This window comes from Runella rosea (assembly GCF_003325355.1).
GTDB classification, from domain to species: Bacteria; Bacteroidota; Bacteroidia; order Cytophagales; family Spirosomataceae; genus Runella; species Runella rosea.
This window is the reverse complement of record NZ_CP030850.1, coordinates 5,115,182-5,129,572: the sequence shown is the minus strand read 5'-3', so window position 1 is coordinate 5,129,572 and position 14,391 is coordinate 5,115,182. Positions and strand designations below refer to the sequence as shown.

Sequence of the window (14,391 nt, the reverse complement as noted above, 5' to 3'; positions counted from 1 at the left end):
GTACAAACAATTTCAAATTTGGAATGTTATTGTATTGTATTAAACATGGATAGAACAAAATCAAACCTAAAATGTTTGTCTCAATACTTATTTAGCCACAAACCATCTTGCAATACATATACAATCTAGAACAATGAATTCAACGTCAACATTCAAAAAAAAACTAAATTACAGCGCTTTAGCTACCTTCTTCATCGTAGCCTATTTAAGCTTTGCTTCCGCGTTTGCCCAAAACACTGGTACTATACTCGGCAGCGTCACAGATAAACGCACGCAGGAAGTACTAATTGGTGTGACGGTTCAGGTGGAAGGCACCAACCAAGGCACCACTACAGATACCGAAGGCAAGTTTAAACTCAGTTTGCCAGTAGGAAGTTACAACCTCAAAGCCACTTTTGTCGGTTACAAAGCCACCAGTAAGTTCAACGTTGTGCTTACCTCAGGCAACGCCCAACAAATCAACTTTGAACTGGAAGAAGATGCCGTACAGCTGGCCGAAACCAAAATTGTTTTTAACCGTTCCATCTCGGTCGCCTCCGTCGAAACACCCAACTCCATCCAAAAATTAACGACCGAAGAAATCAAAAACAACCCCGGTGGCAACTTCGACATCTCGCGGGTGATTCAAGTATTACCCGGCGTTGGTGGGACGGCTGGGTCGGTCGGCGGCTTTCGCAATGATTTGATTATCAGGGGAGGTGGGCCTAATGAAAACGTATTTTATTTGGACGGGGTCGAGATACCCGTCATCAATCACTTTGCTACTCAGGGAAGTTCAGGTGGCCCAACGGGCATTTTGAACGTATCTTTTATTGAAGATGCCACCCTGAGTTCGAGCAGTTTTAACGCCCGTTACGACAACGCCCTTTCGTCGGTGCTTCAATTCCGTCAGCGCGAAGGTAATCCAGAGCGTGTGCAGGGTAACATCCGCGTCAGCTCCACCGAAGTAGCCGGAACGCTAGAAGGACCGATTTCTTCAAAGACCACTTTTTTGGCATCGGTTCGCCGCTCGTATTTGCAGTTTTTATTCAAGGCCATTGACTTGCCCATTCGACCCAATTATTGGGATTTCCAGTACAAAGTCACCCATAAAATCAATAAAAAAACGACGCTAACGGCCATCGGCGTGGGTGCCATCGACGAGTTCACTTTTGCCGTACCGCAAGAAAGCAGCCCCGAAAAAGAATATATCCTACGCTCCAACCCCAACATCAATCAGTGGAATTATACGACAGGTTTTTCATTGAAACGGCTACTTGAAAACGGTTTTATGAATGTTTCACTGAGCAGGAATATGTTTAATAACCGTCTCGACCGCTTTGAAGACAATCGTCAGGGCGATGAACGATACCGCGCGCTGAAGAGCAATTCGCAGGAAATTGAGAATAAACTACGTATTGATGTCAATAAATTCATTGGAAAATGGGAGTACAGCTATGGCGCAGTGTTGCAATACGTCAAATACAACAATGATTTTTTTAACGTCTTACGCCGCGAAATCACCAACTCACAAGGGCAAATCATCCAACCCGGCATCACAGTGACGTTTAATACGGCCATTGATTTCTTCAAATACGGCGCGTTTGCGCAGGTGAATCGTAAACTGCTCAACGACCGCCTCAATCTTTCGGCGGGCCTACGCACCGACATGAATTCTTTCACGACCGACGGCAACAATCCGCTCGAAACGCTGAGCCCGCGCCTGTCGGCCAGTTATCAGGTGAGCGACAAATGGCGGTTGAACGCATCGGTAGGGCGTTATTTCAAAACCCCGATTTACACCGTTTTGGGCTACCGCCAAGATGGGAATTTCGTCAATAAATCCAACAAATACATTCGTTCTGACCACGTGGTAGCGGGTCTTGAATTCATTCCAACGCCTACTACGCGCATCACGCTCGAAGGTTTCTCGAAAATGTACGATAATTACCCCGTTTCGGTACGCGACGGCATTTCGTTGGCCAATCAGGGCGGCAATTTTGGCGCCATCGGCAACGAAGCTGTGACGAGTACTGGAAAAGGCCGAAGTAGGGGAATTGAATTTTTTGTGCAGCAAAAACTCACCAAAAACTTCTTCGGTGTGTTAAGTTATACTTATTTTCGGTCTGAATTTACAGGCAAAGACGGCAAATACGTAGCCTCGGCTTGGGATACTCGCAATCTGGTTTCGACGCAGTTAGGCTACAAATTTAAGCGGGGTTGGGAATTGGGACTAAAGTGGCTCTATCAAGGCGGTGCTCCCTACACGCCGTTTGACTTGGTAACTTCTCAAAGAACGTATCTCACCAGTGGTGTGGGCACCGAAGACTACACTCGCCTCAACAGCCAACGACTCAAAGCATTTAGCCGCGTGGACTTCCGGGTGGATAAAAAATGGAATTACAAAAAAATGTCGATTGACTTATTTTTTGATTTTCAAAATGCTTTGTTAACCGCAAATCCAGCCTTTCCACAATACACATTTGAGCGCACTTCCGACAATTCAGGCTTCAAAACCAGCGACGGTCAAGCCCTCAAACTCGACGGAAGTAACGCCATTCCGCTCATTTTAGCCAACGAAGACGCCAATTTCACGCCTGCGCTGGGCTTAGTGATTGAGTTTTAAAAACACTATTGTAAATAAAAATCGGCGTGTCGAATATAAAGATTCAACACGCCGATTTTTGCAAATACACTTTTACACCATTGCACCCACACGCTCCAATAGCTTCTTGGTGGCCTTGATGCCGTCGTATTCTGACGTCACGTTTCCTTCGTACTCAATACCAATGATTCCCTTGAATCCAGCATCTTTTACGATTTTAAGTAAACGGGCGTAGTCCATTTTCGCCTCATTTCCCTTTTCGTCAAAGTCGTTGGTTTTGGCGCTTACACCTTTGGCAAAAGCCATCAATTCTTTCACGCCTTTATAGCGGTCGTACTCTTCTGTACAACTACCGCCCCACTCACCACCACTACTGCGTTTGATGCAGAAATTGCCGAAATCGGGCAGTGTACCTACGTTTTTCATGTTGACCTGCTTCATGACATTCGAAAGCCATTGTCCATCGGATGAATAGCCACCGTGGTTTTCAACAATCACATTAATACCAACAGGTGCGGCAAATTCGCCTAATTTCCCGAGGCCATCTACCGCCGCTTTGGCTACTTCTTCGGCCGTACCACGTCCGAATGAATTGACCCGAATGGTTTTGCAACCAAGATATTTGGCACATTCAACCCATTTTTTGTGATTATCCACCGCTTTGTTACGTACTGTGGCATCGGTTTCGGCGAGGCCACCTTCTCCGTCAATCATAATGAGGTGGTTTTTGACGTCGTTGTCTTTGCAGCGCGTAAGCAGGTCATTGAGGTAGGCCGTATCTTTGGCTTTATCTTTAAACATCTGATTGACGTATTCCACAATACCAATTCCAAACTCCTTACGTGCCACCACGGGAAAGTCTAAATTGGTCAATTTTTTTTCGTTGAGAATAGCTTTGTGTAACGACCATTCGGCCAACGAAATCTGAAACCACAGTTTTTGCGGTTCAGAAGCAAACAGTTCGGGGGCAAACGCGGCCATACCCGCAGCAGCGCCTAAGTTTTTAATGAAAGTGCGGCGATTATTCATTTTTTAACGTGAAAATTTATGGTTTAACTCATTTAAAGCAATCTTTAATAGACCATTCAAGTCCTCATATTCAGCTCTTATTTGTTGCTGCGACTTAATGAATTCTTCGTAAAATTCATCTTTGTCAGCCTGATTTTAGGACGTTTTCGTCATCATCCATAAGCAATAATTGTTTAAAAAATACCCTTTCTACTTCTTGCCCACGTACCGTTCAAAAAACTCATAGATACGCAACATCCGGTCGATGCGCTGGCGCGGGTTACCCGTGCGACTCAGCTCGTGTGTTCCGCCGGGCATCCGCACATATTCGACTTCACGGCCCAGAATTTTCAGGGATTTATACATCATTTCGCTTTGAATTACGCCCGTCCGTAGGTCATTTTCACCGTGTTTGATGAGAAACGGGGTTTTTATTTTATCAACGAACGTATAAGGTGAATTCGCGTCCATTGACTGCTTGGCTTCGGTTTCCCACGGATAGCCGCCAAAATAGCCAGGCACCAAACGCCACGCGTTGCCCTCGCCCATAAACGTGGTCAGGTCGTACACACCGCGTTGGGCAAAAGCAGCCTTGAAACGATTATCATGTGCAATAATCCACGCCGTAAGATAACCCGCATACGAACCTCCCGTAATGACCTGACGCGAAGTATCAGCCCAGGTTTCTTTGGCCGCATCTGCGCAGGCACGCAACACATCGGCGGCGGGTCCAGTGCCCCAATCACGATAATTGGCTTTCATAAAATCGACGCCGTACCCGCCCGAACCGCGCGGATTGGCATATACTACCCCGTATCCCTGCGCACAAAAGAATTGATGTTCGTGCCACATTGACGCTTCGCCAGGGCCCCACATAGCAGTAGGACCGCCGTGCATATTGAGCAACAAGGGATATTTTTTTCCTGCCTCCACAAACGTCGGTTTCATAACCCAATACTCGATGGTCTGGCCTTTTTCATTTTTGAATGTCCGTTTTTCGGGCATACTCAAGGCTTTTTTGCTCACCCAGTCGTTATGTGTCGACAACTTCACGGCGTTTTTTGCCAATACATCGGCTTGATACAACTCAGATGGGTTGGCCACTTCAGTTTTGGCAAAAACGACTTTGTTAGGAAGAACATCAAAATCTGTCACACCGCTGTCAAAATCAGAAAGTTGCTCTACTTTATCAATGGTCGGAACTGCTCGAAACAGCGGTGCACCACCGTTGGAAGAGGCTGTAAAATACACGTATTCAACCTTACCTACTTCTTTCTTGTTTTTTGGAAACGTCAACGTAACCCATTTCAGATTACCCGGAGAACGATCAAAAGGATTAACGGAGTATTTCGCAGCCGTAGTTTTTAGATTTAAAAAGCCCAAATGTCCTTGGTCGAGTATGGCCGATTTAACAGGAGCCTGTGAGGTAATGAAAGCTAGCCATTGTCCATCTGGAGAGGGAGTTGGCTGTCCAAAATTACGGCCTTTTTCTACCAAAACCGTCCGCATCCCGCTACCATCGGCGTTCATGACACAAATGCGGCTTTCAGCGTCGCGGTCGGGATGAAGCAGACTATCGGCGCGGGTACTAAACCAAATCTGTTTGCTATCGCCCGACCAAGCGGCACCTGCGTACGAATAAAAACCTTTGGTAAGTGCAACAGGCTTGGCACCTTCTTTAACATCAATGACTAGCAAATGACTGAAGCTCAACTCCTGACCCGCCGAGGCTTCGCCTTGGAAGTTGAGTCGATTGATGACCTTGGCTTTTTTGTCTTCTACATCCTTTTCCAAATACGCCCTAATTTCTTCAATCGTCCCGTCGGGATTGGGTTTTGCAGTATTTTTTTTCAGGAACTCATTTTTGGCAAAACCTGCCTTTTCCAAACTCCACGCAGGGCCCGCTTTGGTCGGATTCAGGGTAGAATCAGCCATCAAGGCCGAAAACGCCGCGCTGGTAGAAAATAAGATTTGACGACCATCGGGCGAAAACTGCGGCCCCGAAGCACCGTGTCTGTAATCGGTCAACTGCCACGCTTCTCCACCATCCAACGGCATCACAAAAATCTGCGCTTTACCTTTGACGGCCCGTACAAAAGCTACGCTTTTTGCGTCAGGACTCCATACTGGATGGCTAGCGCTTTCGTTGCCCCGCGTAATAGCCCGTGGGGGTATTTTTCCGTCCAAATCCACTAGCCAAAGGTGGGTTCGGTATTCATAATCAAGCGCTTCTGACGCAGGCTCAAGCGATGTAACGGTATAAACAGCCCGCTTCCCGTCAGGCGAAACGGCAATTCCACCCACTTGCTTGATGCGCGTTAAATCGGAGGCAACGATTTTTTCTTTGGTTTGGGAAAAACCGTTGAAGGAATGATAAAAAAGAACTGTTGACAGAAAAACAATTCTCGATAGGTTAGTAAAAAACATCATCTTAAAGGGTTTGTTGATTTAAACCCTAAAGTAAGCACTTTCGCGGATTTGTCAATAAATAAGGGTTTTCGCATTACCTTTGTAATCGGTATCGTCGGTGAGGGCTCGGCGCCTGCCGTTCAAAACCTTGCCAACGTTCTTCGACGTCCTAATCAAAGTTAATTTTCCATGCGAAATGTAAAAGTAGGTTTGGTGCAAATGAGCTGCACCGCCGATGTTAATCATAATGTAGAGAAAGCCATCGCCAAAACCCGTGAAGCGGCGGCGCAAGGCGCACAAATTGTGTGTTTGCAGGAATTGTTTAAATCACTTTATTTCTGCGACGTGGAAGACCACGCCAATTTCAGCCTCGGAGAGGCAATTCCTGGCCCCACCACCGAGCAATTTGGGGCATTGGCCAAAGAGCTTGGCATTGTCATTGTTGCCTCTTTATTTGAAAAACGTGCCCCTGGACTGTATCATAATACAACGGCCGTTTTGGACGCCGACGGTAGCTATTTGGGGAAATACCGCAAAATGCACATCCCCGATGACCCAGGATATTACGAAAAATTCTATTTCACTCCCGGCGATTTAGGCTACAAAGTGTTTGATACCAAGTTTGGAAAATTAGGCATTCTGATTTGCTGGGACCAATGGTACCCCGAAGCGGCGCGCATTACGAGTCTGATGGGAGCCGAAATTTTGTTCTACCCCACAGCCATCGGTTGGGATACCACTGAGCCAGACCCTGCCGTTAATTTGGAGCAATACAACGCTTGGCAAACCATTCAGCGCAGTCATTCGGTGGCCAACGGCGTGTATGTCGTGTCGGTCAACCGCGTAGGGCGCGAAGCCGATCAGCAGTTTTGGGGTGGGTCATTTGTGTCAAACCCTTTCGGAAGCCTCATGTATTTGGCTTCGCACGACCAAGAAGAAGTAAAAGTGGTAGAGTTGGATTTGGATAAAACGGAATACTACCGCACCACGTGGCCTTACCTCCGCGACCGCCGCATTGATAGCTACCAGCCCATTACTAAGCGTTTGATTGATGAGTAGGATGCAGTTGCAATTTGATGCCAATGGAAATTTAATACCTCCGCAAATTTTTCCTCTGACACTTCCTTTATTGGAAGAGCACTTTGTTAATAAAATCGGAGGGGAGAAAAGGGGGAAATTATTTCGCCATTATACACGTTATCTCAACGATATACGTGACGTTCTCTCTAACGATTTCGTACAATGGATAGGAGGCAGTTTTATCAGTACAAAATCGCAGCCAAACGATATTGATATCGTTAATTTGATTAAATTTGATGATAATACTGAGCTGCTAATCGAAAAGTTATTGCCGTTTTTTTTAATTGGCGGGGCAAAAGATAACTATTGCATTGACGGACACCTTTTAGCCATTTATTCAGAAAATGATGAAAGATATCAGTCAATTACTGAACCCGTCAGACGTTATTGGAAAGATTGGTTAGGAAAAGACAGACAAGATAATGCAAGAGGATTTGTTGAATTAACCGTCACACTTAAAAATGACAGAACCTAGGCACCCCGATGTAGTGGCAAAGGAGCTAAATGATGTAAATCAACTGCTTCAGCAACATGCTGAAATGGTAGAAAAGCATCCGACTGATTCGCTCTTAAGACTCTCCTATGAGCAATTTGAATACCGTAAGCGTCAATTATTGAAAGAACTTCATTTAAGCCTCAGCATCTATTTTATTGGACAAGTAGCTTAAATAGTTATCAGTTCACAGTCGGCAGTAACTTTTATTATAGAAACCGCCGACTGCGAACTCTCGCTATTTATGTCTTTCCTTCAACACATCAACGATGTCGTCCAAATCCATGCCGCGCTGTTCGAGCAGAATGAGGTAATGAAAAAGTAAGTCGGCAGCTTCATTTTTAAACAAATGGTCGTTGGTATCTTTGGCTTCAATCACGAGTTCAACCGCTTCTTCTCCTACTTTCTGGGCAATTTTATTTACGCCTCTTTGGAATAATTTGCTCGTATAAGACGACTCCGAAGGATTGTTTTTTCGCTCGCGGATGATTTGCTTTTGCAGGTAGTTCAGGAAAGGAGCTTTGCCTTCGTTCTTTTCAAAAAAGCAGGTATCCGCGCCCGTGTGGCAGGTAGGGCCAATGGGATGGGCTTTGATGAGGATCGTATCTTGGTCACAATCCACCAAAATTGCTTTAACGTTCAGAAAGTTACCAGAGGTTTCGCCTTTGGTCCAAAGGCGCTGTTTGCTACGGCTGAAAAACGTAACCACGCTTTCAGCTTCGGTTTTTGCCAAGGCCTCTTCATTCATATACCCCAACATCAGCACTTTGCCCGTCTCGTGGTCCTGAACCACGGCAGGTACCAAACCATCTGGGGATTTTTCAAAATTGATTTTCATACATTGGTAGGTGACCGTAAACAATGGACTTTGAACAGTAGACAAATTGTCTGGCGTCCAAAGTCCATCGTCAAAGTCTATTTTCTAAAAAAATTAATTACCGAAACTCGCGTACAAACGTACATCATCGAGCATGATTTCATCGCCACACATGATGACCAAACGCTCAATAACGTTGCGCAGTTCACGCACATTTCCCGTCCAAGGCAACGACTTTAAGTGTTGCATAGCATCAGGAAGAATGGTTTTTGGGATACCGCCGTATTCCTGTGAAATATCGTACAGAAACTTATCGGCCAGCAATACAATGTCCTCCCGGCGCTCCGACAACGGCGGAACGTGAATCGGAATGACGTTGAGACGATGGTATAAGTCTTCGCGAAAGCCCCCTTCGGCGATTTCGCGCTTCAAATCTTTGTTAGTTGCGGCAATCACCCGCACGTTGATTTTGATTTCTTTGTCGCCACCCACCCGTGTGATTTTACTTTCCTGCAATGCCCGCAGTACCTTGGCTTGGGCAGAAAGGCTCATATCGCCGATTTCATCCAGAAAAAGAGTACCGCCATCTGCTTGTTCAAACTTACCAATGCGCTGTTTTACGGCACCTGTAAAAGCGCCTTTCTCATACCCAAACAACTCACTTTCAATCAATTCACTGGGAATAGCCGCGCAGTTCACTTCAATCAGCGGCTTGTTGGCGCGGCTGCTTTTCTCGTGAATTTGCTTAGCCACCATCTCTTTACCAGAGCCGTTGGCTCCCGTAATCAACACCCTTGCTTCGGTGGGCGCTACGCGGTCGATGGTATCTTTTACTCTTTTGATAGGGGCAGATTCACCCACAATTTCGTTGATTTTAAAAATACGTTTCTTCAAATCAACGGTTTCTGCTACCAATTTCGATTTCTCAATGGCATTGCGAACCGAAACCAATAAACGGTTCAAATCTGGGGGTTTGGTGATAAAATCGTACGCTCCCCTTTTGGTAGCCTCAACGGCATTTTCCACATTACCGAACGCCGATACCATGATAAACTGAGTTGAGCGCCCCGCTTCTCCTGCTTTCAGGAGCACTTCGAGCCCTTCCAATTTTGGCATCCGAATATCACACAGTGCTACATCATAGGAATTTTTCAAAATCATATTGAGGCCTTCTTCACCATCTTTGGCTTCTTCAACCTCATATCCTTCGTATTCTAAAATATCCCGCAACGCCGCCCGGATACTTTTTTCGTCATCCACAATTAGGATTCTAGCCATCAGTAGTAGAAATGTTAACCGTTTATTGTTAGTTATTAATCGAACAGCGATTGCTTAAAAGGTTTTCGTTCTTCTGATTAACAAAAACAACATGCTGTGCAATAGCACTTGAATGGGCAAATTTAATAAACCCACGTCGGAAATTACGCGAAAGAATTGAGCTTTTACAAATATTTTAGCTTTATCCTTGCTATTTCTATCTTATTCAAAGATATATGCGTACTGTTTTGTGATTTTTTTCTTCTTCATTTTTTCAGCCGTGAGCCGCATTCTTACATCTTTGAGGGGCCGGTCAGCCGCATCCTTAGGCTGATGGGCAATGCTGTCGATGACCGCTAACCCACTGATTACCTGCCCAAAGACCGTATATCCTCCGTCCAAATGCGGGCTACCGCCAAGGGTGGTATAAGCTTCTTTTTGAGCAGCAGTGGGCATTCTGCCTCCCCGGTTAAGTTGCGCCGTAAGGCCTGCGGCATCCCAAACCCTGCCCTGAACAATATAAAATTGACAACCCGACGACGCTTTTTCGGGGTTATTATTGCGCGCTGCTGCCAATGCGCCTTTTTTGTGAAACAATTCGGGTTTAAACTCCGCAGGAATCCGTTCCAGATTTGAGCCTCCGCCACCGAGTCGTTCGCCCGCTTTGGCATTTTTTGAGGTAGGGTCACCACCCTGAATCATAAACCCCTCAATAATGCGGTGAAAAAGCAGGCTGTCGTAAAAACGGTCATTGATTAATTTTAGGAAGTTCTGTTTGTGCAACGGCGTGCGGTCGTGCAATACGGCTTTCATTTCGCCATAGTTCGTATGAATGGTGACAAGATAATCTTTACGGGATTTTTTCTGCGCCATTGATTGCACACAACTCAGCAAGAGAATTAATAGACAAAAACGATTCATTTAGGTATTGGCTTTATTTTTTCACGAAATTGCAATCAAAAAAAACGTTTCCCAAATTTTAGACAGCCCGTGAACAAACGCAAAATTCTCAACGACCCCGTTTACGGTTTCATCGCCATCCCGTCTGACTTTATTTTTGACTTAATAGAACACCCTTATTTCCAGAGACTTAGGCGCATCAGACAGCTCGGATTGGCGGAATTGGTCTATCCAGGAGCGTTGCACACGCGCTTTCATCACGCCTTGGGAGCGATGCACTTAATGGGGCAGGCCCTCAATACGCTCCGTTCTAAAGGGCACTTGATTTGGGATGCCGAGTGGGAAGCCGCCCAAATTGCCATTTTGCTGCATGATGCGGGCCACGGCCCTTTTTCGCACGTGTTGGAAAAAACGATTTTCACCAATATTCCCCACGAATACCTTTCCTTACAAATCATGAAAGAGCTTAGTCGCCAACTGGGCGGGCGGCTAGACTTGGCCATTCAGATGTTTGAAGGAAGTTATCCACGGCATTTTTTTCACCAACTCATTTCCAGTCAGTTGGACATGGACCGCATGGATTACCTCAACCGGGATTGTTTTTTTACGGGGGTAGCCGAGGGCGCCATCGGCACCGACCGCATCATCAAAATGCTTGATGTGGTAGACGACCAGTTGGTGGTAGAATTTAAAGGTATTCTAAGCATCGAAAATTTCCTCAACGCCCGCCGACTCATGTATTGGCAGGTATACCTGCACAAAACCTCTATTTGCGCCGAGGTGATGCTGATTCAGGCCATTAGGCGAGCGCGCGAATTGGTGATGAACGGAGAGGCGATTTTTGCCCCGCCCCATTTTTCTTTGTTTCTAACCAATACCGTGACCCTCAGCCAATTCGAAGAAGATAACGCCTATTTTCATGCCTTTACCCAAATTGATGATTATGATGTATGGGCATGTATCAAGGCTTGGGCCGACCATTTAGATCCCGTTCTTTCGTCAATTTGCCGACGGCTACTCGACCGAAAATTGTACAAAATTCAGTTTGCGGATGAGCCTTTCAGCCAAAATCAACGCCAACAAATCCACCAACAATTGGCCGCTCAGAGCATCCCAGAGGACTTATACCCGTATTATTTAGTAGAAGGCCAATCTACCAATGCAGCGTATGTTTCGAGCGAAGAACGCATCCTGATAAAAATGAAAGACGGCAGCGTGCGCGACATTGCCGATGCTTCTGATTTACCGACCATTAAGGCCCTCAGTAATATTGTCCGAAAGTATTATGTTTGTTGGATGAAACCCCTAACTTTGCAGTCTTAATTAAGACCGTATGGAATTTACCGTCAAGCAGATTGCCGGACTGCTCGGAGGCGAAATAGAAGGAAATGGAGAACTGAAAATCAATCAGTTAGCAAAGATAGAAGAAGGTAAGTCCGGGACTATTTCTTTTTTGTCAAACCTCAAATATGAGGCATACCTGTACACTACCGAGGCGTCGGCAGTAATTGTAGATAAGCATTTTGAAGCCAGAAAAAAAGTAAATACAACGCTTATTCGGGTCGAAAACTCTTATACCGCTTTCACGCAGCTTCTTCAGCAGTACGAACAAATCATCAAAGGAACGAAGCAGGGAATAGAACAGCCTTCCCACCTTGGCGAGGGAACTACTACCGGAGAAGGACTCTATCTCGGTGCTTTTGCCTACGTTGGGAACAACGGCAAAATCGGTAAAAATGTCAAGATTTTCCCGCAGGCATTCGTCGGCGACAACGTCTGCATCGGCGACAATACCGTGATTCATTCTGGCGTAAAAATTTATAATAATACCGTTATTGGCAAGAATTGTACGTTCTTTGCCAATGCGGTCATCGGAAGTGATGGCTTTGGATTTGCCCCCCAACCGGACGGCTCTTACAAAACCATTCCCCAACTCGGCAACGTTATCATTGAAGACAGCGTAAGTATTGGGGCAGGCACGACCATCGACTGCGCCACCATGGGCTCGACCATTATTCGGGAAGGCGTAAAATTGGATAACTTAGTGCAAGTAGGGCACAATGTTGAGATTGGGAAACACACCGTTATTGCCGCACAGGCGGGCATAGCTGGCTCAACCAAAATCGGAGAGAAGTGCGTGATTGGTGGGCAGGCAGGCTTTAATGGGCACATTACGGTACCCAACGGCACGAAAGTCGGTGGGCAAGCGGGTATTACCAAAACGTGGGAGCAAGAAGGGTTATCCCTCAACGGCACTCCCGCCATTGAATTCAAAGACAGCCTGCGTTCGGCGGCTATCTTCCGAAAATTGCCCCAGTTGGAAAAAAGAGTAAACGAATTAGAAAAGAAAATTAAAGACGATAAACAATAGGAATGTTGAACATCAAACAACAAACCATCGAAAAAGCCGTATCAGTATCGGGCGTGGGCTTACACACGGGTGTGTCGGCAACCATGACTTTTTTACCGGCACCTATCAACCACGGCTATAAATTCCAACGCATCGACTTGGAAGGCCAACCCATCATTGACGCCGACGTGGACAACGTCGTAGATGTGTCGCGCGGGACTACCCTAGAGCAAAGTGGTGCTCGGGTCTATACCGTTGAGCATACCTTGGCCGCTTTGGTTGGTTTACAAATTGACAATGTACTCATTCAGTTGGACGGTCCCGAGCCGCCCATCATGGATGGAAGTTCCATTAAGTTTGTCGAAGCACTCCGCGATGCTGGTATCGAAGAACAAAACGCTTCGCGTAACTACTTTGAAATTCCAGAGCCCGTTCGCTACATCAACGCTGACAAAGACATCGAGATGGTGGCCCTGCCACTTAACGATTATCGACTGACGGTGATGGTGGACTACAACTCACAAGTCATTAACAGTCAGCACGCTTCGCTCAACGACCTGACGACTTTCTCGCGGGAGATTGCCTCTTGCCGTACGTTCTGTTTTTTGCATGAGCTGGAAGCGCTTTACAAAGCCAACCTCATCAAAGGCGGCGATTTAACCAATGCCATCGTAATTGTTGATCGCGATATTGAAGAAGGCGAGCTGGATTACCTTTCTCAGTTATTGAACAAGCCCAAAATCGGCGTCAATAAAAAGGTAGGCATCCTGAATAATATAGACCTGCACTACCCCAACGAAATGGCACGCCATAAGCTGTTGGACGTGGTAGGTGATTTGGCACTGGTAGGCCGTCCCATCAAAGCACAAATTCTGGCCGCGCGTCCGGGCCACGCCGCCAACGTAGCACTGGCAAAAAAAATCAAGAAATTGATGGAATCGGCCAAGAGTCATGTGCCTCACTATGACCCCAAAGTGCCGCCAGTGATGGATTTGAAGCGAATTTGTGAACTGTTACCGCACCGTTATCCATTCTTAATGATTGATAAAATCGTTTATATGGACGAAAACAGCGTGGCAGGTCTCAAAAACGTAACAATGAATGAGCCGTTTTTCACGGGACATTTTCCAAACAATCCGGTAATGCCGGGGGTTTTACAAATGGAAGCGATGGCGCAGACGGGTGCGATTCTCGCCCTAAGCAGCCAACCCGACCCCGAAAACTACTGGCCGTTTTTGGCAGCCATCGAAAACTGCCGATTCCGCCGGAATGTCGTACCTGGCGATACGGTCATTTTCAAGTGTGAATTTACGGCGCCCATCAAACGTGGAATTGTAAAAATGCACGGTGCTGGTTATGTAGCAGGTCAAATGGTCTGCGAAGCTGACATGACGGCGAGTTTAGTTAGAAAAAGATAAAACATATAAGCAACAGTCGATAAGGAAGCGCGTCTTTTTTACGGTCTTTTACACTGTTAAAGCTACGAACTCCGC

General features: G+C 46.1%; 12 protein-coding genes. 7 read left to right on the top strand and 5 right to left on the bottom strand.

The window, feature by feature from the left end; genetic code table 11:
• Positions 1-133 precede the first annotated feature (133 nt).
• Positions 134-2,605 carry a TonB-dependent receptor gene (locus tag DR864_RS21260; RefSeq protein WP_229599434.1) on the top strand — a complete coding sequence of 824 codons (2,472 nt, stop codon included), beginning with the start codon at positions 134-136 and terminating at the stop codon, positions 2,603-2,605.
• Positions 2,606-2,677: 72 nt separating this feature from the next.
• Here DR864_RS21260 and DR864_RS21255 read toward each other — a convergent pair whose 3' ends face one another.
• Positions 2,678-3,613: a sugar phosphate isomerase/epimerase family protein gene (locus tag DR864_RS21255; RefSeq protein ID WP_114068861.1), complete on the bottom strand. Its 936-nt coding sequence runs from the start codon at positions 3,611-3,613 to the stop codon at positions 2,678-2,680.
• 189 nt (positions 3,614-3,802) lie between these two features.
• The gene (locus DR864_RS21250) at positions 3,803-6,022 is read right to left on the bottom strand and encodes a S9 family peptidase (protein ID WP_114068860.1); all 2,220 of its coding nucleotides are present in this window, start codon (positions 6,020-6,022) and stop codon (positions 3,803-3,805) included.
• A gap of 168 nt (positions 6,023-6,190) precedes the next feature.
• On the opposite strand from DR864_RS21250, the gene DR864_RS21245 reads away from it, so the two are divergent.
• The 3 genes from DR864_RS21245 to DR864_RS21235 are packed head-to-tail and all read left to right on the top strand — an operon-like array spanning position 6,191 to position 7,749.
• Positions 6,191-7,060: a carbon-nitrogen hydrolase gene (locus tag DR864_RS21245; RefSeq protein WP_114068859.1), complete on the top strand. Its 870-nt coding sequence runs from the start codon at positions 6,191-6,193 to the stop codon at positions 7,058-7,060.
• Position 7,061: 1 nt separating this feature from the next.
• Positions 7,062-7,556 (top strand): DUF6932 family protein, encoded by a 495-nt coding sequence (locus tag DR864_RS21240; RefSeq protein WP_114068858.1) that lies wholly within the window; start codon positions 7,062-7,064, stop codon positions 7,554-7,556.
• Positions 7,543-7,749 carry a hypothetical protein gene (locus tag DR864_RS21235; RefSeq protein WP_114068857.1) on the top strand — a complete coding sequence of 69 codons (207 nt, stop codon included), beginning with the start codon at positions 7,543-7,545 and terminating at the stop codon, positions 7,747-7,749. The genes DR864_RS21240 and DR864_RS21235 overlap by 14 nt, the downstream gene beginning before the upstream one ends.
• 63 nt (positions 7,750-7,812) lie before the next feature.
• On the opposite strand, the gene hisIE is transcribed toward DR864_RS21235, so the two are convergent.
• From hisIE to DR864_RS21220, 3 genes are all read right to left on the bottom strand, one after another.
• Entirely contained in the window at positions 7,813-8,412 is a 600-nt protein-coding gene (gene hisIE / locus DR864_RS21230) for a bifunctional phosphoribosyl-AMP cyclohydrolase/phosphoribosyl-ATP diphosphatase HisIE (protein ID WP_114068856.1), read from the bottom strand.
• Between the two features lie 93 nt (positions 8,413-8,505).
• Positions 8,506-9,669, bottom strand: coding sequence for a sigma-54-dependent transcriptional regulator (locus tag DR864_RS21225; RefSeq protein WP_114068855.1), 1,164 nt, complete (start codon positions 9,667-9,669; stop codon positions 8,506-8,508).
• A 201-nt stretch (positions 9,670-9,870) separates the two neighbouring features.
• Positions 9,871-10,569 carry a peptidylprolyl isomerase gene (locus tag DR864_RS21220; RefSeq protein ID WP_114068854.1) on the bottom strand — a complete coding sequence of 233 codons (699 nt, stop codon included), beginning with the start codon at positions 10,567-10,569 and terminating at the stop codon, positions 9,871-9,873.
• Positions 10,570-10,638: 69 nt separating this feature from the next.
• On the opposite strand from DR864_RS21220, the gene DR864_RS21215 reads away from it, so the two are divergent.
• Genes DR864_RS21215 through DR864_RS21205 form a run of 3 tightly spaced genes read left to right on the top strand, consistent with a single transcriptional unit; the run spans position 10,639 to position 14,316 of the window.
• The gene (locus DR864_RS21215) at positions 10,639-11,871 is read left to right on the top strand and encodes an HD domain-containing protein (RefSeq protein ID WP_114068853.1); all 1,233 of its coding nucleotides are present in this window, start codon (positions 10,639-10,641) and stop codon (positions 11,869-11,871) included.
• A gap of 10 nt (positions 11,872-11,881) precedes the next feature.
• A complete protein-coding gene (gene lpxD, locus DR864_RS21210) occupies positions 11,882-12,919 on the top strand; it encodes a UDP-3-O-(3-hydroxymyristoyl)glucosamine N-acyltransferase (RefSeq protein WP_114068852.1) in 1,038 nt (345 codons plus the stop codon).
• Positions 12,920-12,924: 5 nt separating this feature from the next.
• A complete protein-coding gene (locus DR864_RS21205) occupies positions 12,925-14,316 on the top strand; it encodes a bifunctional UDP-3-O-[3-hydroxymyristoyl] N-acetylglucosamine deacetylase/3-hydroxyacyl-ACP dehydratase (RefSeq protein WP_114070399.1) in 1,392 nt (463 codons plus the stop codon).
• Positions 14,317-14,391: the final 75 nt, after the last annotated feature.

Bases quoted from the DNA above. Each gene is read 5' to 3' on its own strand.
- DR864_RS21260 (WP_229599434.1), top strand. From the start codon at position 134: ATGAATTCAACGTCAACATTCAAAAAAAAACTAAATTACAGCGCTTTA.
- DR864_RS21255 (WP_114068861.1), bottom strand. From the start codon at position 3,613: ATGAATAATCGCCGCACTTTCATTAAAAACTTAGGCGCTGCTGCGGGT.
- DR864_RS21250 (WP_114068860.1), bottom strand. From the start codon at position 6,022: ATGATGTTTTTTACTAACCTATCGAGAATTGTTTTTCTGTCAACAGTT.
- DR864_RS21245 (WP_114068859.1), top strand. From the start codon at position 6,191: ATGCGAAATGTAAAAGTAGGTTTGGTGCAAATGAGCTGCACCGCCGAT.
- DR864_RS21240 (WP_114068858.1), top strand. From the start codon at position 7,062: ATGCAGTTGCAATTTGATGCCAATGGAAATTTAATACCTCCGCAAATT.
- DR864_RS21235 (WP_114068857.1), top strand. From the start codon at position 7,543: ATGACAGAACCTAGGCACCCCGATGTAGTGGCAAAGGAGCTAAATGAT.
- hisIE (WP_114068856.1), bottom strand. From the start codon at position 8,412: ATGAAAATCAATTTTGAAAAATCCCCAGATGGTTTGGTACCTGCCGTG.
- DR864_RS21225 (WP_114068855.1), bottom strand. From the start codon at position 9,669: ATGGCTAGAATCCTAATTGTGGATGACGAAAAAAGTATCCGGGCGGCG.
- DR864_RS21220 (WP_114068854.1), bottom strand. From the start codon at position 10,569: ATGAATCGTTTTTGTCTATTAATTCTCTTGCTGAGTTGTGTGCAATCA.
- lpxD (WP_114068852.1), top strand. From the start codon at position 11,882: ATGGAATTTACCGTCAAGCAGATTGCCGGACTGCTCGGAGGCGAAATA.